The 18907-nt window shown below is 65.7% G+C and carries 14 protein-coding genes and 1 riboswitch; of the genes, 8 read left to right on the top strand and 6 right to left on the bottom strand.

Annotated features, from left to right (window positions below; genetic code table 11):
• The first annotated feature begins 96 nt into the window (after positions 1–96).
• Positions 97–387, top strand: coding sequence for a DUF485 domain-containing protein (locus FOB72_RS24880; RefSeq protein WP_150375319.1), 291 nt, complete (start codon positions 97–99; stop codon positions 385–387).
• A 10-nt stretch (positions 388–397) separates the two neighbouring features.
• Entirely contained in the window at positions 398–2119 is a 1722-nt protein-coding gene (locus FOB72_RS24875; protein WP_411859880.1) for a cation acetate symporter, read from the top strand.
• Positions 2120–2182: 63 nt separating this feature from the next.
• Here FOB72_RS24875 and FOB72_RS24870 read toward each other — a convergent pair whose 3' ends face one another.
• The 5 genes from FOB72_RS24870 to FOB72_RS24850 form a co-directional block, all read right to left on the bottom strand.
• A complete protein-coding gene (locus tag FOB72_RS24870; RefSeq protein ID WP_150375318.1) occupies positions 2183–2917 on the bottom strand; it encodes a DJ-1/PfpI family protein in 735 nt (244 codons plus the stop codon).
• 99 nt (positions 2918–3016) lie between these two features.
• Positions 3017–4264, bottom strand: coding sequence for a D-amino acid dehydrogenase (locus FOB72_RS24865; protein WP_150375317.1), 1248 nt, complete (start codon positions 4262–4264; stop codon positions 3017–3019).
• A gap of 202 nt (positions 4265–4466) precedes the next feature.
• Positions 4467–4571: riboswitch (glycine riboswitch) on the bottom strand.
• Positions 4572–4627: 56 nt separating this feature from the next.
• On the bottom strand, positions 4628–6937 hold the full coding sequence (locus FOB72_RS24860) for an FdhF/YdeP family oxidoreductase (RefSeq protein ID WP_150375316.1): 2310 nt from the start codon (positions 6935–6937) through the stop codon (positions 4628–4630).
• 345 nt (positions 6938–7282) lie between these two features.
• On the bottom strand, positions 7283–8830 hold the full coding sequence (locus FOB72_RS24855) for a PLP-dependent aminotransferase family protein (RefSeq protein WP_317889565.1): 1548 nt from the start codon (positions 8828–8830) through the stop codon (positions 7283–7285).
• Positions 8831–9070: 240 nt separating this feature from the next.
• The gene (locus FOB72_RS24850; protein ID WP_150375315.1) at positions 9071–9751 is read right to left on the bottom strand and encodes a type 1 glutamine amidotransferase domain-containing protein; all 681 of its coding nucleotides are present in this window, start codon (positions 9749–9751) and stop codon (positions 9071–9073) included.
• Between the two features lie 171 nt (positions 9752–9922).
• On the opposite strand from FOB72_RS24850, the gene FOB72_RS24845 reads away from it, so the two are divergent.
• The 5 genes from FOB72_RS24845 (at position 9923) to FOB72_RS24825 (ending at position 16314) form a co-directional block, all read left to right on the top strand.
• A complete protein-coding gene (locus FOB72_RS24845) occupies positions 9923–10201 on the top strand; it encodes a zf-TFIIB domain-containing protein (RefSeq protein WP_150375314.1) in 279 nt (92 codons plus the stop codon).
• 43 nt (positions 10202–10244) lie between these two features.
• Positions 10245–10586: a cation efflux protein, CzcI family gene (gene czcI, locus FOB72_RS32900; protein WP_150375313.1), complete on the top strand. Its 342-nt coding sequence runs from the start codon at positions 10245–10247 to the stop codon at positions 10584–10586.
• An 82-nt stretch (positions 10587–10668) separates the two neighbouring features.
• The gene (locus FOB72_RS24835) at positions 10669–11937 is read left to right on the top strand and encodes a TolC family protein (RefSeq protein ID WP_150375312.1); all 1269 of its coding nucleotides are present in this window, start codon (positions 10669–10671) and stop codon (positions 11935–11937) included.
• Positions 11938–11956: 19 nt separating this feature from the next.
• Complete coding sequence (locus tag FOB72_RS24830) at positions 11957–13168, top strand: efflux RND transporter periplasmic adaptor subunit (protein ID WP_150375311.1); 1212 nt, start codon at positions 11957–11959, stop codon at positions 13166–13168.
• A gap of 14 nt (positions 13169–13182) precedes the next feature.
• Positions 13183–16314 (top strand): CusA/CzcA family heavy metal efflux RND transporter, encoded by a 3132-nt coding sequence (locus FOB72_RS24825; protein WP_150375310.1) that lies wholly within the window; start codon positions 13183–13185, stop codon positions 16312–16314.
• A 63-nt stretch (positions 16315–16377) separates the two neighbouring features.
• Here FOB72_RS24825 and FOB72_RS24820 read toward each other — a convergent pair whose 3' ends face one another.
• Positions 16378–16830 (bottom strand): nuclear transport factor 2 family protein, encoded by a 453-nt coding sequence (locus tag FOB72_RS24820; RefSeq protein WP_223851793.1) that lies wholly within the window; start codon positions 16828–16830, stop codon positions 16378–16380.
• A gap of 401 nt (positions 16831–17231) precedes the next feature.
• On the opposite strand from FOB72_RS24820, the gene FOB72_RS24815 reads away from it, so the two are divergent.
• On the top strand, positions 17232–18869 hold the full coding sequence (locus FOB72_RS24815; protein WP_150375309.1) for a methyl-accepting chemotaxis protein: 1638 nt from the start codon (positions 17232–17234) through the stop codon (positions 18867–18869).
• Positions 18870–18907 lie beyond the last annotated feature (38 nt).

Below are 18907 nucleotides of genomic sequence, written 5' to 3'. Positions count from 1 at the left end.
CCTAGGCTTGCGTTTCCTCCATACCGGTTTATTGTACTAGGACAAAATAACGTGTACAAACCGTCGAGCCATCTTTTCCACTGCAAGGGGAACACCTTGAAACCCACAGACGACACCGGTATCGCCGCGTTATACGCATTCGAAGCCGAGGCGGCGCGCCACCGGCGCATGCTGACCACGCTGTTCTGCGCGTTCGCGCTCTACTACTTCGGCCTCCTGATCATGGCCGCGTACTTCCAGCCGCTGTGCGCCATCCGCGTCATCGGCCGCGTCAACGTGGGCATGCTGCTCGCGGTCTCGCAGTATCTGTTCGGCGGCATCGTCGCGTGGATCTATGTCGTGCGCATGCGGGCCACCGACGACGTCATGCATTCCCTTCCCCTCTGAGGCGACGAACGTGAAATCCCCCCTGAAACATCCACGCGCGATGTCGCGTCCGCTGGCGCTGTGCGCCGCCGCACTGGCCATTTTCGCGCCCGCCGCCCAAGCCGCGGGCGCGGGCGTGGTCGCCCCGCAGTATCGCTGGCTCGCCTTTGCCGTCTTCGCGGCGATGATCTCTCTGACATTGCTGGTCACCTACATTTCCGCGCGGCGCGGCCAGTCCGCGGCGGAGTTCTACACGGCCGGCGGCGGCATCAGCGGAATGAAGAACGGATTCGCGATCGCCGGCGACTATCTGTCCGCGGCCGCATTCCTCGGCGTGTCCGGCCTGATCGCCATCTACGGGTTCGACGGCATTCTCTACCTCACCGGCTTCTTTATCGCGTTCATACCGATCCTGCTGCTCGTCGCGGAGCCGTGCCGAAACCTCGGCCGCTACACCTTCGGCGACGTGCTGGCCTCCCGCAACGGCTTTCGCGCCTCGAAGCTGGTGGCCGCGCTGTCCAGCGTGATCGTGTCCATCTTCTACCTGATTCCGCAGATCGTCGGCGGCGCGGTGCTTGTGCGCGCGCTCATCGGCATCGACTACGAGGTCTCCGTCATTGCCACCGGTTCGCTGATGATGGTCTACGTGGTGTTCGGCGGCATGCGGGCCACCACATGGGTGCAGATCATCAAGGCCGTGCTGCTGATCACGACATGCTTCGTGCTCGTGGTGCTGTCGTGGTCGCCGTTCGGCTTTTCGGTGAATGCATTGTTCGATGGCCTCGCGCACAGCCCCGACATGCAGGCGCACGTCGCGAGGCTCGCCGGTGCGGGCATGGACGTGCAGCGCTTCTTCGAACCTGGCCTCTTCCTCAAGAACCCCGTCGAGCAGATCTCGCTCGGCCTCGCGCTGATTCTCGGCACGGCCGGCATGCCCCATATCCTGATGCGTTTCTTCACGGTGCCGGATGCCCGCGCGGCGCGTTCGTCCGTGCTCTGGGGCATGCTGCTGATCGGCGGATGCCATCTGCTGATCATCGCCATCGGCTTTGCCGCGGCCTTTCACGTCGGCGCCGAGCAGATCACCGCGCTCGACAAGGGGGGCAACCTCGCCGCGCCGCTGCTCGCGCAGATGATCGCGGGCGGCGCCAATACGGCCATCGGCAGTCTGGCCATGGCCGTCGTGGCGGCGGTGGCGTTCGCGACGATCGTCGCGGTGGTGGCCGGTCTGACGCTCGCGGCATCGTCCGCGCTGGCGCACGACGTGTATGTCGGCGCCATCAAGGGCGGCACCGCCACGCCGCGCGAGCAACTGATCGCGGCCAAGTCCGCCGCGGTCGGCGTGGGCGTGCTCAGCATCTGCATCGGGCTGCTGGCCAAGGGCCAGAACGTCGCGCAGCTCGTCGGCCTCGCACTGGCCGTGGCCGCTTCGGCCAACCTGCCGGCACTGCTCCTGACGTTGTACTGGAAACGCTGCAACACCACGGGCGTCGTCTGCGGCGTGCTGGGCGGCACGGTCTGCGCGATCGGGCTCGTGCTCGTTTCGCCGATCATGCAGTACCCGAGTTTCCTTGGCCTGTCGGAGCCGTTGTTCGGCTTCCGCAATCCTGGCCTCGTCTCGATTCCGGTCGGCTTCCTGCTCGTGATCGTCGGCAGCCTCGTCAGCGCCAAACGCACCGATGCGCAGTTGTGGCAGCAGTTGCGTCTGCGGCGCTATACCGGGCGCGGGCGTGCGGAGGCGACGTCGCATTGATGTACCCGAACTGAAAAAAGGGCCGCCTTGCGAGCGGCCCTTCTTGTTTGCGCCGGGCAATAATCAGGCCGTTGCCGATGCGTCCTTGCTCGCGTCGCTGGCGACCTTGTCCTGATAGGCCTTCGCGGTGGCGAGCCGCTGCGCCGTGATCGGTGCCGCGCGTTGCGTGACCGTTTCCAGGATGGGTGCCGGCGCCGTCTTCGGCGAACCGGCATTGAACGGCGGCTTCGGGTCGTAGTTCATGTACAGCTGCAGCTCCTGCGCCACGGTCTCGCCGCGCAGCAGCGACACCATGATCAGCGACCCGTCGATGCCGGATGTCACGCCGCCCGCGCTCACATACTTGCCGTCGATGACGACGCGGTCGTCGCTGGGAATCGCGCCAAAGAACGGCAGCGTTGCCATCGCGGTCCAGTGCGTGGTCGCGCGCTTGCCTTGCAGCAGGCCCGCCGCGCCGCAAAGCAGCGCGCCGGTGCAGACGGAGTACACATAGCGCGCGCCGGCGGCCTGGCGGCGGATAAAGCCGATCACCGCCTCGTCGGCCATCAGCGCTTCCTGGCCATGGCCGCCGGGCACGAGCAGCACGTCCAGCTGCGGGGCCTCGTCGAAGGTCGTGTCGGCCACCAGCTGCATGCCGGCCATATCGCGCACGGGTTGCTTGTCCTTCCAGATGGTGAAGAAGGTCGAGCTGGGCACGCGCGCGAGCGCCTCGAACGGGCCGGTAAAGTCGCACTGGTCCATCTTCGGGAAGATGAGGCCGCCGATCTTCAGGGGAATGTCGGTGGGAATTGGGGTCATGGTGCCTCCTGTAAGCAGAAATCGGTAACGTCCTAGTTCAAACAATGTTTGAACTAGGACAATCGCACGATAGGACGATCCCGGACCCCTGTCAACCACCTACGCCACGGCCAGCCGCACCGCCGTGCCCGCCGCGACGCCGGCCACCACGTCGCCGATCATGTCGGCGGTCGCCGCGGACAGCGTCCAGCCCAGATGCCCGTGGCCGGTGTTGTAGAACACGTTCGCGGCGCGCCCGCGTCCCACACGCGGCATCATGTCCGGCATCATCGGCCGCAGTCCGGCCCACGGCACCACGCTGCGCGTGCTCACGCCGGGGAAGCACTGATGGACCCAATCGACGAGCGGACGGATGCGATCCGCGCGGATATCGCGGTTGATGCCGTTGAATTCGGCCGTGCCCGCCACGCGAAACCGGTCGGTGCCCAGCCGGCTGGTCACGAGCTTGGTCTCGTCGTCGAGCAGGCTGACGGTCGGCGCAGCGGACTGGCTCGCGGCATCGTTGAGATTGACCGTGATGGAATACCCCTTCACCGGATAGATGTTCACGCGATCGCCGAGCTGGCGCGCAAAGTCGCGGCTGGCCACGCCCGCGCAGACCACCACCGCGTCGAACTCGCGCGTGGCGGGCAGACCGTCGCACACGGACGTGACGCGGGCCGATGTCCCATCGGTGTTCACCGCCGTTACCTGCTGGTCATAGAGCGTGGTCACGCCATGCCGCGCCGCCGCGGCGGCAATCCCCGTCGTGAACTTGTGGATATCGCCAGTGGAATCGCTTTCTGTGTAATAGCCGCCGTAATACGTGCCGGCCAGCGTCGGCTCGATCGCGCGCATTTCCTCGGGCGTCACGGCGCGGCGCTCGAGCCCGCCCTCCGCCAGCGTCGCCGACACGCGTCCCGCATGGTCGAAGCCAGCCTTGTTGCGGTAAATATGCAGGATGCCGCGGCGCTTCAGGTCGAAGTCGATGTTTTCGGCTTCTGCCCACGCAAACAGATGGGCGCGCGCGGCGATGGCCAGCCGGGCCGTCTCCACGGTGTTCGCGCGGTAGCGGGGCATCGATGCGATGAACTCGGCAAACCAGCTCAGCTTGTGCCACGACGGGCGCGGATTCACGAGCAGCGGCGCGTCGTTGCGCAGCATCCATTTGAGGCCCTTGAACAGCGTGGACCAGTGCGTCCAGGTTTCCGCGTTGGACGCCGATAGCTGCCCGCCGTTGGCGAACGATGTCTCCATCGCCGCATAGCGGTGACGTTCGAACATCGTGACGGAGAGGCCGCGCCGGGCGAGGGCGTAAGCGGTTGTGGCGCCGGTAATGCCGCCGCCAATCACTGCGATGGTTTTCATGGAAAGGTCTTCCGGACGTCAGGGAAATGGCAGTCCGTGCGCAGGATTGCGCAATGCGGACGCCCCCTCTGTCCTTGACCTGAGAGATTCGCGGATGCGCCGCCTCCCAACGGCCGCCCAACAGGGCAGGGCGGGGCGGGGCGCATCGCTTGCTCCTTCGGTACCGCCGGCGGACGTACGCGCCGTGGTTCTTCAGAGTGCAATGGTGACACCGGTCCGTGGTACCTGAGAGATTCCGGGGCGGTTGCTCCTTCGGCGCCGCGCCCTCGCTGCTGCGTGGGGGCGCGGACTCTCCCGATGTCGCGGGCTACTATGCCTATCAACCCGTCAGGCTGTCAAGCACCGCCGTTGCCGGCGTGCCCCTCAGGCGGCGGCCGTCAGCAACACCGGCACGGACTTCGACGTCGGCGTGCCGCAACCGTCGCCGGTGCTCTCCAGCGGCACCAGCGGGTTGGTCTCCGGATAGTAGGTGCCGATGCAGCCGGCCGGGATGTCGTAGGGCACGAGGCGGAAATCCTGGACATGCCGCGTCACGCCGTCTGCCCACACGCTCGTGATATCGACGTGCTGCCCCGCCTTGAAGCCCAGGCGATCCATATCGGACGGGTTGATGAACACGACGCGGCGCAGGCCGAACACGCCGCGATAACGGTCGTTCAGGCCATAGATCGTCGTGTTGTACTGGTCGTGCGAGCGCGTGGTCATCATCACGAGCAGCTTGTCCCCGTGCTCGGCCCGCGCCTGGCGGATCGGCGTGTCCTTGACGATCGGATGCACGAGGAACTCGGCCTTGCCCGACGGCGTATCCCAGATGCGGTCCCGTGCCGGCGGCGTCAGATGAAAGCCGCCCGGCACGGCGATGCGCGCGTTGTAGTCCTCGAAACCTGGCAGCACCTTCTCGATGGCATTGCGAATGCGCGCGTAGTCCTGTGCGTACCAGAGCCAGTCGATCTTGCGATTGCCGAGCGTCGCGGCGGCCATGTTGGCGATGATCGCGGTCTCCGACATCAGGTCCGGGGACGCGGGCTTGTTCATGCCGTACGACACGTGCACCATGCAGACCGAGTCTTCCACGGTGACGCCCTGCGGCACGCCATTCTGCATATCGATCTCCGTGCGGCCCAGCGTGGGCAGGATCAGCGCGTCGCGGCCGTGGATCAGGTGGCTGCGATTGAGCTTGGTCGCGATATGCACGGTCAGGTCGCACTGGCGCAGCGCCTGCTGCGTGCGCGGCGTGTCCGGCGTGGCCGCCGCAAAGTTGCCGCCCAGGCCGACAAAGACCTTCACCTTGCCTTCGAGCATCGCCGAGATCGTGTTGACCACGTCATAGCCGTGCTTGCGCGGCGGCTCGAAGTTGAACGCCTTCTCCAGCCGATCGAGAAACGCCTCGGTCGGTTGCTCCTCGATGCCGACCGTGCGGTTGCCCTGCACGTTCGAGTGGCCGCGCACCGGCAGCAGGCCCGCACCCGGGCGGCCGATATTGCCGCGCATCATCATCAGGTTCGTGAGGATCTGGATCGTCGGCACCGAGTTCTTGTGCTGCGTCAGGCCCATGCCCCAGCAGGCAATCACGTTCTTGCCGCGCGCATAGACGCCGGTCAGCGCGTCGATTTCCGCGAACGTCGTGCCCGACTGCTCGACGATGTCGGCCCAGTTCTCGGCGCGCAGGTCGGCGACGAACGCATCGTAGCCATGCGTATGACGGCGCACGAAGTCCTCGTCGATCAGCGATGGCTCGCCGCGTTCGCGCGCCGCATCGTCCATTTCGATCAGGCGCTTGGCCATGCCCTTGATCAGCGCGAAATCGCCGCCGAGCTGCGGCTGCACGAACATCGACGCGATCTTCGTGCTGCTGCCCGTGATCATCTCCGAAGCATGCTGCGGGCTCGTAAAGCGTTCCATGCCGCGCTCGCGCAGCGGGTTGATCGACACAATCATCGTGCCGCGGCGCGCGCATTCGCGTAGTTCGCCGAGCATGCGCGGATGGTTGGTCGCCGCGTTATGGCCAAAGATCAGGATCGTGTCCGCATGTTCGAAGTCGTCGAGCACCACGGTCGCCTTGCCTACACCGACGGTCACGGGCATGCCGCGGCTCGTGGCCTCGTGGCACATATTCGAGCAGTCGGGAAAATTGTTGGTGCCGTAGGCACGCACGAACAACTGGTACAGGAACGCGGCTTCGTTGCTTGCGCGACCGGACGTATAGAACGCCGCCGCGTCCGGCGTGTCGAGCGCGCGCAGATGGCGCGCGATCAGGGCGAACGCTTCGTCCCAGTCGATCGCGACGTAGCGGTCCGCCAAGGCGTCGTAGACCATCGGATGCGTCAGGCGGCCGTGCTGCTCCAGTTCGTAATCGGTCTGCGTGAGCAGCGACGTGACGGAATGTTCCGCGAAGAACTCGGGCGTGACGCGCTTGCTGGTGGCTTCCGCCGCCACCGCCTTCACGCCGTTCTCGCAGAACTCGAAGGTCGAGCCATGTTCGCGATCGGGCCATGCGCAGCCGGGACAGTCGAAGCCGTCTGGCTGGTTCTGCCGGAACAACGTCACGTACTTGCCGCCGGCCACCTTCTCTTTCACGAGATTGATGGCCACGTACTTGAGAGCGCCCCATCCGGCTGCGGGGTGGGTGTAGGGGGCGATGTAACCGTCTTCGGGGGTCGGCTTGCTGCTCATGACTTTGTTTCCTTCAGGTCTTCAGGGGGCGTGAATCGCAGTGGTTCCAAGATTAGGTCTTGCGTCGCGATGCAAACGGATACAACCCATTCGACGATCCGGGGGCACAGTGCCGGCGCAAGCTGTATTGCATGACGTGGCGATGGACTGTGTCCCTCGGCGTAGCGCATTCGCACTACAGTGCATGCGGACGATGCTTGTATCTCGTCGCTTGTTCCTCATATAAGAGAAGAGCAAGTCGTTTTTCACCTCGGCGCATTGGCTGCACTGGTGCCCGGAGTCCCGCCGGGGTGAGGCGTTTCGGCGGTTGCTGCACGCAGCGGCTCCGGGCACTTTTTTTACGGATCAATGCAGGCCTTGCGAGCGATCGGAAGTCGCCATCGATGCGGTGGCAAGCTGGCCGAGCGTCTGCATCGCGCGATCGGTTTCGCTCGTCCATTCCCCGCTGAAGTTCAGCCGCAGGAAATTGGCGAACCGATGGTCGCTGCTGAACAGGCGGCCCGGCGCGATGGAGATGCCGCACGCGAGCGCGCTGCGGTACAGGGCCAGCGTGTCGATGCCCTGCGGCAGTTCGATCCACATCAGGTATCCGCCCTCCGGTGCATGCGCGCGCGTTCCCGCGGGGAAGCAGCGACGGATCGCCGCCATCGCGATGCTGGCGTTCTGGACGATGCGCCGGCGCAACCGGCGAAGGTGATGGTCGTATCCGTCGTGCTGCAGATACTCGGCAATCGCGAGCTGCACGCTCGGCGGCGTCGTGATCGCGCTCAGGAACTTGAGCTTCTCCACCTGCTGGCGGAAGCGGCCCGGCAATGCCCAGCCGATGCGGTGGCGATGCGTGAGGCAACGCGAGAACGAGCCGCAATGCAGGACCAGTCCGCGCGTGTCGTACGTCTTCAGTGACGTGGGATGGTGCGCGCCGACGTGCAGTTCGCTGTATTCGTCGTTCTCGACGATGGGAATGTCCCTGCCCGTCAGCAACTCGACGATCTCGCGCTTCTTGTCTTCGGGCATCTGGCGGCCCACGGGATTCGGGAAGTTGGCGGTGATCACGCAGGCGGCCACGGTCTGCGTATCGATGGCCTCGCGCAGCAGGGCCATGTCGATGCTGCCCGACGCATCGCTCGGAATCTCGATCGCGCGCATGCCCAGGTGGGTAATGGTCTCGAGCATGCCGTAATAGCAGGGCGACTCGACGACCACCGCATCGCCGGGACGCGCCACCGACTGCAGGCACAGGCGCACGGCTTCCGTCGCGCCGCATGTCACGATGAACTCGTTGGGATCCGCCGGCTGGCCGCGCTCGACGTAACGGCGCGCGAGCTGGCGGATCAGTGCCGGATGCCCGGGCGGCAGTCCGTCGAGCATCGCGCTGTCGCCGCAGCGCCGCGCCTGCACACCCACGTATTGCGCGATGCGTTGCGAAGGCAGCAGCGCGGTATCGGGATACGGGGAGCCGAGCGGCATCGCGTTGTCCTGCTGGATCGCGCGCAGCGTGCCGAGTACGAGCGAGGTGACGTCGATGTCGTCATCGATCGCGGGCGCCGATCGTGCGGCCGTGTCATGCATCGCGATCAGGCGCTCGGTCGATACCGGCGACGACGTTGCCGAGAAATCCAAACGCGGCCGCACGAAGAATCCCGACTGCGGCCGGCTTTCGATCACGCCGCGGCTTTCGAGCAGCAGATACGCGCGCACCACGGTGTTGATGCTGATGCGATGCTGCTGGCTTGCCTGCCGCACCGATGGAATGCGCTCGCCGGCGCGGAAGATGCCCTGATCGATCGACCGCTCGATGGCATCGGCAATACGGTGATAGAGCATCGACGAGATATCGGCACCAGCCTGGCTGGGCATGACGTCGTGGACGGGTTCGAGCGTGGTCGCGATCATCGGGGGACTCCGGGTGGCCGCATGCGGCGTTGGCACATGGCGACACAGTAAGGAGCCGAGCCCGACAAATTCCGCTCAGAACAATGACAGATCCGTCATTAACATTGACTTATTGAGCAGACAAAAGCGCAAAGCGCCCGATACCGGGCGCTTTTTCGTGAAAGGGCTTAGGCGAATTCGAAACCGCTAGTACCTTGGTCTCACCGACGCCTTACCTTCGTCCACGACGTCGTTCCCGTTCTATCTCCGCAGCAGCTTCAGCAGCGCGCGCGCACCGTCGGCCGACGATCCCGGATTCTGGCCCGTGACCAGCAGTCCATCGGTCAGTACATGGGAGACCCAGTCCGGTCCGCTCGAATATTTGCCGCCGTTGGCCTTCAGCGCATCCTCAACGAGGAACGGCACCACGTTCGTCAGTTGCACCGCCTCTTCCTCGCTGTTGGAGAAGCCTGTGACCGACTTGCCGTTCACCAGTGGCTTGCCGTCGGGACCCTTCACATAGCGCAGCGCGCCTGGCGCGTGACAGACGAGCGCCAGCGGAATCTTTGCCGCGTAGGTGCGCTCGAGCAGGCCGATCGAATCCTGATCGTTGACGAGGTCCCACATCGGCCCGTGTCCGCCCGGATAGAACACTGCGTCGAACCTGTCGTTCGCGACGTCCTTGAGCTTGTGCGTCTGCGCGAGCTGCGCGCGTGCCTCGCTGTCGGCCTCGAAGCGCCGCGTGTCGTCGGTCTGGAACCCCGGTTCATTGCTTTTTGGGTCGAGCGGCGGCTGGCCACCCTTCGGCGAAGCAAGGACGATCTCCGCGCCGGCTTCCTTGAATACGTAGAAGGGCGCGGCCAGTTCCTCGAGCCAGAAGCCCGTCTTCTTGCCCGTATTGCCAAGCGTGTCATGCGAGGTCAGCACTATCAGGACTTTCATCTCGTCACCTCATATCGGTATGGTTCGCCGCAGTCCGGGGGGAAGGGCTCAATCGTTGTAGGCGACCCTGCGGATATGTCCATCAACATTACATTTAGGTCAGAAACGGCACGGTCATGGAGCCCGCCCATAAAATGTTCGCGTCGCAACGCTTTCGAACGGAGACGCTCCATGAAATGTCCGGTCTGCCCCGATGCCGTGCTCACGATGACGGATCGCCAGGGCATTGAAATCGATTACTGCCCGCAATGCCGCGGTGTCTGGCTCGATCGCGGGGAACTGGACAAGCTGGTCGAACGCGCGACCGACGGGAGGGCGCCGCGCGCGGCCCGCGAGCGTCACGAGTCGTCGGACTATCGTTATCCGCAACAGGGCTCGCGCGACCATGACTACGGCCATGGTGGCCATGGCAAGCGCCGCAAATCCTGGCTCGAAGAGATTTTCGATTAAGCTACCGGCTTTCCGCATTGTTCTCACCAATTTCCCCGACCCCTTGCGCCGCGTCTTTCTGATCTTCCTGCTGCTCGTCCTGCCGTTCCAGTTCGCCTGGTCTGCGGCGGTACCGTATTGCCAGCATGAACAGCAGCCCGCGCGGTCGTGGCATCTGGGGCATCACGAACACGAGCACGAAGCCAAGAAGAAGCAGGACGCGAAGGCGCTCGTCGACGCCGACTGCGACTATTGCCACGTGGCGTCGACACCGCTTGCGTCCATCGCCCCGTCGGGCGTGACGCTTCACGAACGGGTGCCGACGTCGATGCCGTCGATCGACCGCAAGATCCGCTCGCATGTGCCCGAGGCACCCGAACGTCCCAACTGGTCCCGTCTCGCCTGACCCGGCGAGACGTCTCCTGTCTATCTGATTTCCAGCCAGCCGTCCCGCCGGATTCTCCTGCTATTTATTCAGGTGCAATTCGATGCGAACCTTTTTGTTGCCGCTCGGGCTGGCGGCCGCTATCTCCAGCTCATTCGCTTTATCTTTCGCCGCGTACGCGCAGGTACTCCCTGTGGCGCCGGGGTATGCCAACGCCGTCACCGAACCCGCGGGTCCGCTGACGCTCGATGCTGCGCTCGGCTTTGCAGCAGGCGGTAACTTCACGCTGTCCGCGGCGGGCCGCGAGGTCGATGCGAGCGAAGGCGCCGTCATCCAGGCGCGCGTGATCCCGAACCCCGAGATCGCGACGCTGATGGAAGACACGCGCCGCTCGTCGCGCACGTCGACCGCGCAGATCAATATGCCGATCGAACTCGGTGGCAAGCGTTCGGCGCGCATCAGCGCCGCCGAGCGCGGGCGGGAGGCCGCGCAGGCATCGCTGGGCAGCATTCGCGCGGACCTCCGTGCCGCGGTGATCGAGCGATTTTTCTCGGTCCTGATCGCGCAGGAGCGCGTCAAGCTTGCGCAGGGCTCGCTCGAGATTGCCGCGCGCGGGACGGACGTGACCGCCAAGCGCGTGGCCGCGGGCAAGATATCGCCGGTCGAGGAGACCAAGGCGCGCGTGGAGCAGGCCAACGTCGAGCTCGAACTGAACGAGGCCACGGCCGAATTGCGGAGCGCGCGGCAGGCACTGACCGCGCTGTGGGGCAACGATGCCCCGCAATTCTCGGACGCGCAGGGCGACCTCGACGCGCTGCCGTCGCGTCCCGCGCCCGATGCGCTGCGCGCCGCGCTCGACGAATCGCCGGACATCTTGGCCAGCCGCGTCGAGATCGAGCGCCGCCAGGCGCTGATCGGCGTCGAGCGCAGCCGCCAGTATCCGGACCTGACCGTCAGCATCGGCGCCAAGCGCGACAACGATGCGAATCGCAATATGGCCGTGATCGGCGTATCCATTCCGCTGCCGCTGTTCGACCGCAATCAGGGCAACCTGTACGAGGCGATCCGGCGCGCGGACAAGGCGCAGGACGAATATCTCGCCGCGCGCATCCGGCTTGGCAACGATCTGATGGTGGCGTCCAACGTGCTGTCGGTTTCGCGCGCGTCGGCGCAGACGCTGAAAGGCACCGTGCTGCCCGCGGCCGAGCAGGCCTACCGCGCCGCGACCATCGGCTTCGAGTCGGGCAAGTTCAATTACCTCGACGTGCTCGATGCCCAGCGCACGCTGTTCCAGGCGCGGATTCGCTACCTCGGCGTGCTGTCACGCACGTACCAGTCCGCCACCACGATCGACCGCATTCTCGGCCGCTGAACGCGACCGCGCTACAGACATGAACATGACGAACAAGCAAACGAGAACGATCATCGCCATTCTTGTGGTGGGAGTACTGGCCACGGCCGCGGTGCTGCTGATCGGCCGCGGCGGCGGCGAGGATGGTCATGACGAGGACCATGCCCACGAAGCGCGCGCGCAGGCGCACGATGAGGAGAAGCCGGCCGCGAAACCCGCTGAAGACACGGTGCGCCTGACACGCGAGCAGATCCAGCAGGCCGGCATCACCGTCGCCGAGGCCAGGGCCGGCAGCGTGCAGGGCGCATTGTCGTTCCCCGGCGAAATCCGCTTCAACGAAGACCGCACCGCGCACGTCGTGCCGCGTCTGGCCGGCGTCGTGGAAGCCGTACCCGCCGACCTCGGACAGATGGTGCGCAAGGGGCAGGTGCTCGCGGTGATTGCCAGCACCGCGCTGTCCGACCAGCGCAGCGAGCTGCTGGCCGCGCAAAGGCGGCTCGAACTCGCCCGCACGACCTATACGCGCGAGAAGTCGCTATGGGAGCAGAAGATCTCCGCCGAGCAGGACTACCTGGCCGCGCGCAATGCGCTGCAGGAAGCGGAGATCGGCGTGCAGAACGCGCGGCAGAAGCTTACCGCGATCGGTGCCGACACCGGCAGTGGCGGCGCGCTCAACCGGTTCGAGTTGCGCGCGCCGTTCGACGGCATGATCGTGGAGAAGCATCTGACGCTCGGCGAGGCCGTGGCGGCCGATGCGGCCATCTTCACGATCTCCGACCTGCGTTCCGTGTGGGCGGAATTCGTCGTGGCCGCGCGCGATCTCGGCAGCGTCCGCGTGGGCGAGCGGGCCACGATCCGGTCGACGGCGTCGGACAGCAAGGCGGAGGGCACGGTGTCGTATGTGGGCGCGTTGCTCGGCGAGCAGACGCGTACCGCCAAGGCGCGCGTGACGCTGACGAATCCGGACATGGCATGGCGTCCGGGGCTGTTCGTCACGGTGAACGTGCTTGGCGCGGCCCAGCAGGTACCGGTATCGGTGTTACCCGAAGCCGTTCAGCAGGTGGAGGGCCGCACCGTGGTGTTCGTCGAGACGCCGGACGGTTTCCGCGCGCAGCCGGTCACCGTGGGCCGCACCAGCGACAGCGTGTCCGAGATCGTCTCCGGGCTCGAGCCGGGCCGCCGCTATGCCGCCGCCAACAGCTTCGTGCTGAAGGCGGAGCTCGGCAAGGCCGGCACCGAGCATAGCCACTGAAGCGGGAGGCGCGCATGTTCGAACGTCTGATTCGCTTCGCCATCGAGCAGCGATGGCTGGTCCTGCTGGCCGTGCTCGGCATGGCACTCCTGGGCGGGTACAACTACACACGGCTGCCGATCGACGCGGTGCCCGATATCACCAATGTCCAGGTGCAGATCAACACGCATGCGCCGGGGTATTCGCCGCTGGAGACCGAGCAGCGCATCACGTATCCGCTGGAGACCGTGATGGCGGGCCTGCCTGGCCTCGTGCAGACGCGCTCGCTGTCGCGTTACGGGCTGTCGCAGGTCACGGTGATCTTCAAGGACGGCACCGACATCTACTTTGCGCGGCAACTCGTCAACCAGCGTATTCAGGAGGCGCGGTCGTCGCTGCCCGACGGCATTACGCCGGCCATGGGACCTATCTCGACCGGCCTCGGCGAAATCTACCTGTGGACGGTGGAGGCGGAAGAGGGCGCGCGCAAGCCTGACGGCAGCGCGTACAACACGGCCGATCTGCGCGAGATCCAGGACTGGGTCGTGCGGCCGCAGTTGCGGAATGTGACCGGCGTGGCGGACGTCAATGCCATCGGCGGTTTCGATCGCCAGTATCTCGTCGCACCGAGTCTGGAACGCATGGCGTCGTACGGCCTGACGCTGGCCGATATCGTGGGGGCGCTCGACAAGAACAACGACAACGTGGGCGCGGGCTATATCGAGCGGCGGGGCGAGCAGTACCTCGTGCGCGTGCCGGGGCAGGTGAAGTCGATCGACGATATCGGTCAGGTCATCGTGGGCACCGCCCAGGGCCAGCCGATCCGCGTGCGCGACGTGGCGGCCGTGGAGTCCGGGCGCGAACTGCGCACGGGTGCCGCCACCGAGAATGGCCGGGAGGTCGTGCTCGGTACCGTGTTCATGCTGATCGGCGAGAACAGCCGCGCCGTTTCGCAGGCCGTGGCCGCGCGCGTGGAGGCCATCAACCGCACGCTGCCGGAGGGCGTGAAGGTCGTGACCGTCTACGACCGCACGAAGCTCGTGGACAAGGCCATCGCCACGGTCAAGAAAAACCTGCTCGAGGGGGCGGTGCTCGTCATCGCGATCCTGTTTCTGTTCCTCGGCAATATCCGCGCAGCGTTGATCACGGCGCTGATCATCCCGCTCGCCATGCTGTTCACGTTCACGGGCATGGTGCAGTACCGCATCAGCGCGAACCTGATGAGCCTTGGCGCGCTCGACTTCGGCATCATCATTGACGGCGCGGTGGTCATCGTCGAGAACTGCGTACGCAGGCTCGCCCATGCGCAGGCCGCGCTGGGGCGTCCGCTGACGCGGCGGGAGCGGTTCGACGAGGTCTTTGCGGCCGCGAAGGAGGCGCGGCGCCCGCTGCTGTTCGGTCAGCTCATCATCATGATCGTGTACCTGCCCGTGTTCGCGCTGACGGGCGTCGAAGGCAAGATGTTCCATCCGATGGCGTTCACGGTGGTGATCGCGCTGATCGGCGCGATGATCCTGTCGGTCACGTTCGTGCCGGCGGCGGTGGCGCTGTTTATCGGCGAGCGTGTGGCGGAGAAGGAGAATCGCCTGATGGGCTGGGCGCGCGCGCGCTATGCGCCGCTGCTCGACCGCACGCTCGTCAATACGCCCGTGGTGTTCGCGCTGGCCGCGATGATCGTGGTCGTCTGTACCGCGGTGGCCTCGCGGCTCGGCAGCGAGTTCGTGCCGAACCTCAACGAAGGCGATATCGCGATCCAGGCCCTGCGCATTCCCGGCACGAGCCTCTCGCAGTCGATAGCCATGCAGGCACAGATCGAGCGTACGCTCACGGCAAAGTTTCCGGAGATCGAACGGGTCTTCGCGCGCACGGGCACGGCGGAGATCGCGTCGGACCCCATGCCGCCCAATATCTCCGACGGCTACATCATGCTGAAGCCGCGCGACCAGTGGCCCGAGCCGCGCAAGACGCATGCGGAACTCGTCGCGGCGATCCAGCAGGAAGCCGACAAGATTCCAGGCAACCTCTACGAGTTCTCGCAGCCGATCCAGCTTCGCTTCAACGAACTGATCTCGGGCGTGCGCTCGGACGTCGCGGTCAAGATCTTCGGCGACGACAATGCGGTGCTGGAAGCGACGGCCAATCGCGTGGCCGGCGTGCTGCAGGGCATTCGCGGTGCGAACGAGGTCAAGGTGGAACAGACGACGGGCCTCCCGATGCTGACCGTCGATATCGACCGGCAGAAGGCCGCGCGGCACGGCCTCAATATGAGCGATGTGCAGGACGCGGTGGCCATCGCGATCGGCGGGCGCGAGGCCGGCACGTTCTTCGCGGGCGACCGGCGCTTCGATATCGTGGTGCGCCTGCCCGACGCGGTGCGCGACGACGTGGCGTCCCTGCGGCGATTGCCGATACCGTTGCCGAAGGGCTCGGCCGCCGATGCGCGCACGACGTTCATCCCGCTGAGCGAGGTCGCCACGATCGAGGTGGCACCCGGTCCTAACCAGGTATCGCGCGAGGACGGCAAGCGCCGCATCGTGGTCAGCGCGAACGTGCGTGGGCGCGATATCGGCTCGTTCGTCACGGAGGCCGAGGCCGCGCTGCAGCGTCAGGTCAAGGTGCCGGCCGGCTACTGGACCGCGTGGGGCGGCACGTTCGAGCAACTGCAATCCGCTACCGCGCGCCTCAAGGTCGTGGTGCCCGTGGCGCTGCTGCTCGTGCTCGTGCTGTTGTTCGCGATGTTCGGCAACCTGCGCGACGGGCTGCTCGTCTTCACGGGCATTCCGTTTGCGCTGACCGGCGGCATCCTCGCGTTGTGGCTGCGCGGCATCCCGCTGTCGATCACGGCGGCGGTCGGCTTTATCGCGCTATGCGGGGTCGCGGTGCTCAACGGCCTGGTGATGCTGTCGTTTATCCGTACGCTGCGGGAGGCGGGGCATCCGCTCGAGGCGGCGGTCCGCGAGGGGGCGCTGACGCGGCTGCGGCCGGTGCTGATGACGGCGCTGGTCGCGTCGCTGGGCTTCGTGCCGATGGCGATTGCCACGGGCACCGGTGCGGAAGTACAACGGCCGCTTGCCACCGTGGTGATCGGCGGCATCCTGTCCTCGACCGTGCTGACGCTGCTGGTGCTGCCCGCGTTGTACCGGTGGGCGCACCGGAAAGAGGCCTGAAAGGGCGCGCCCCGCACCGTGCGGGGCGCAGTCTCTACATAAGATGTCGTATAACTAAGGCATTCAGGTGGCCTTGACTGCCTGCCGCGCCAGCAGCTTCCACTGGCCGCCTTGCTTCTGCCACACCTGCAGCACCTTGAGCAGCACGGTGCCGGGCTTGCCGCTGTCCAGCGTCTCGCCCGACAGTGTGTGGCGGATCACCGCCACGTCGCCGGAGACATTCACGGTCTGGTCGGTGATCGCGATGCTCACGAAGTCCGATTTCTTGTCGAGCAGGTCGCCGATAAAGCTTGTCTTGGTGTCGAGGCGTCCGCCCGAGTGGCCATAGCTCAGCGAATCGGCCACGAGGCTGGACAGCGTGGCCCGGTCGGGATCGACCATCGCGACGCGCAGCTTTTCGGCATTGGCGGTGACGGCCTGTGCGTCCGCGGACTGGGCATGGACGGGGGCGCTGATGGCGATGAACAGCACGGCGGCGCGCAGGCCATGGGTCATGGCGGCGGTGAATGTGGACATCGGGTGTCTCCGGTTTTATTCGAATTGTCTTCGGTTGGGTTCCTAATCCGACACCGGACCGCTAGCGCCAGACTAGTTGTAAGTCATCGTATCACAAGGATCGTGGCGGGGCAGATGCTCCTCAACCCTTGTCTCCTGTGCGCCACCGCGCCCCCCTGGCCCCCGCGCCCCGCCGTATCCTCCCTCTCACCCCACTTCCGACCGTCCCCCTCTCGCGAGGGGGTTATGTCCGGGCGAATCCGCCGTTAGGGTGCAAACAAAAGAATGTCTGGCGACATTTTGCAGATTTGACGTTTGCATTATTTACGCCGGATGGATATTGCAGGAACGGGCTCATCAGCGGTGCAACGCGTCACTAGGAGGGCGCGTCATTCAACCGGGAAGAGAGAGGGGGTAGAGCCGTGGCATTCCGCAATCTGTCAATCAAGACGAAGCTGCTGGCGGGCTTTGGTGTGCTGGCACTGGTCGTGCTGGTGGTGTCCGGTTTGTCGCTGCATGCCCTCAACCGGGCAATCGATGGTTTCAACGACTACATCAACGGACTCAACGCACGCGCCAACATGGCGATCGAGGTGCGCACGGCGGTGGATCGCCGCGCCATCGCGGCCCGCAATCTCGTGCTCGTGACCACCCCCGCCGATCTCGAACTCGAACGCACCGAGGTGCTGCGTGCCCATGACGACGTCGCGAAGAATCTCGCCAAACTGAAAGACATGATCGCGCGTGGCAATGCAAGCCAGGGCGCGCGCGATCTCGTGGCGGAAGTCGATCGCGTGGAATCGAAGTACGGTCCCGTGGCGACCGCGATCGTCGGCCTCGCGCTGGACAAGCAGCAGAGCGCCGCCATCGCGAAAATGAACGCCGAATGCCGGCCGCTGCTGGCGGCGCTGGTCAAGGCGACCGATGCCTATCTGAGCTTTACGCACGAACGCCAGCGCGAGATGGTGCAGCGACTGCAGGACGATTACGTGACGCAGCGCAATCTGCTGATCATCGCCTCCATCGCCGCGGTGGCATTCGGCCTGATCGGCGGCCTGCTGCTGACGCGCGCGATTACGGGTCCGATCCAGCGCGCGGTGGAGCTCGCGCGCACCGTGGCGCGCGGCGAGCTTGGCACGCGTATCGACGTCACCTCCGACGACGAGACCGGCCGTCTGCTCGGCGCGCTGCGCGACATGAACGATCGCCTGACGGAAACCGTGGCGCGCGTGCGCGACTCGAGCGCGAACATCAGTATCGCCACGGCGGAGATCGCCAACGGCAACATGGACCTGTCGAGCCGCACCGAGCAGCAGGCCGCATCGCTCGAGGAAACCGCGGCCAGCATGGAGCAGCTGACGGCCACGGTGCGTCACAACACCGAGAACGCGCGCCAGGCCAGCGAACTCGCGCGCACCGCGACCGATGTCGCGCAGCGCGGCAGCCAGACCGTCGGCCGCGTGGTGCACACGATGGAAGGCATCAGCGCCAGCTCGGTGAAGATCGCCGAGATCACGGGCATTATCGAAAGCATTGCGTTCCAGACCAACATCCTTGCCCTCAACGCGGCCGTGGAAGCGGCGCGCGCGGGAGAGCAGGGCCGCGGCTTCGCGGTCGTGGCCAGCGAGGTACGGAGCCTTGCGCAGCGTTCGTCGAACGCGGCCAAGGAGATCAAGGAACTGATCGAAACGTCGGTGGAGCAAGTGACGACGGGTTCGACGCTTGCGAGCGAAGCGGGTCAGACCATGAGCGCGGTCACCGAGGCCGTGGGCCGCGTGACGGCCATCGTGCAGGAGATTACGTCGGCATCGGCGGAGCAGGGGCGCGGTATCGAGCAGGTGAACCAGGCGATCGTGCAGATCGATCAGGTGACGCAGCAGAACGCCACGCTCGTGCATGAGGCGGCCACGGCATCGCGCTCGCTGGAAGAGCAGGGGCGCGAGCTCGACGAGGCGGTCTCGTTCTTCCGGCTGCCGAATGCTCTGGCTTCCGCATCGCGGCTGATCGAAGCGCCGCAGACGGGCGGCGCGTGGCAGCCCCGCCGGGCCCTTACGGCCTGACTGGCAGGCGCCGCTGGGTAGCGGGCACCCTAGGTAGC

The sequence above is a fragment of the Cupriavidus pauculus genome (assembly GCF_008693385.1).
GTDB classification, from domain to species: Bacteria; Pseudomonadota; Gammaproteobacteria; order Burkholderiales; family Burkholderiaceae; genus Cupriavidus; species Cupriavidus pauculus_D.
The sequence above is the reverse complement of the archived record's forward strand: the minus strand, read 5'-3'. Positions and strand labels throughout refer to the sequence as shown.

Excerpts from the sequence above, each read along its gene's own strand:
- FOB72_RS24870 (WP_150375318.1), bottom strand. The coding sequence starts at position 2,917 with ATGACCCCAATTCCCACCGACATTCCCCTGAAGATCGGCGGCCTCATC.
- FOB72_RS24865 (WP_150375317.1), bottom strand. The coding sequence starts at position 4,264 with ATGAAAACCATCGCAGTGATTGGCGGCGGCATTACCGGCGCCACAACC.
- FOB72_RS24860 (WP_150375316.1), bottom strand. The coding sequence starts at position 6,937 with ATGAGCAGCAAGCCGACCCCCGAAGACGGTTACATCGCCCCCTACACC.
- FOB72_RS24855 (WP_317889565.1), bottom strand. The coding sequence starts at position 8,830 with ATGATCGCGACCACGCTCGAACCCGTCCACGACGTCATGCCCAGCCAG.
- FOB72_RS24850 (WP_150375315.1), bottom strand. The coding sequence starts at position 9,751 with ATGAAAGTCCTGATAGTGCTGACCTCGCATGACACGCTTGGCAATACG.
- FOB72_RS24845 (WP_150375314.1), top strand. The coding sequence starts at position 9,923 with ATGAAATGTCCGGTCTGCCCCGATGCCGTGCTCACGATGACGGATCGC.
- FOB72_RS24835 (WP_150375312.1), top strand. The coding sequence starts at position 10,669 with ATGCGAACCTTTTTGTTGCCGCTCGGGCTGGCGGCCGCTATCTCCAGC.
- FOB72_RS24830 (WP_150375311.1), top strand. The coding sequence starts at position 11,957 with ATGAACATGACGAACAAGCAAACGAGAACGATCATCGCCATTCTTGTG.
- FOB72_RS24825 (WP_150375310.1), top strand. The coding sequence starts at position 13,183 with ATGTTCGAACGTCTGATTCGCTTCGCCATCGAGCAGCGATGGCTGGTC.
- FOB72_RS24820 (WP_223851793.1), bottom strand. The coding sequence starts at position 16,830 with ATGTCCACATTCACCGCCGCCATGACCCATGGCCTGCGCGCCGCCGTG.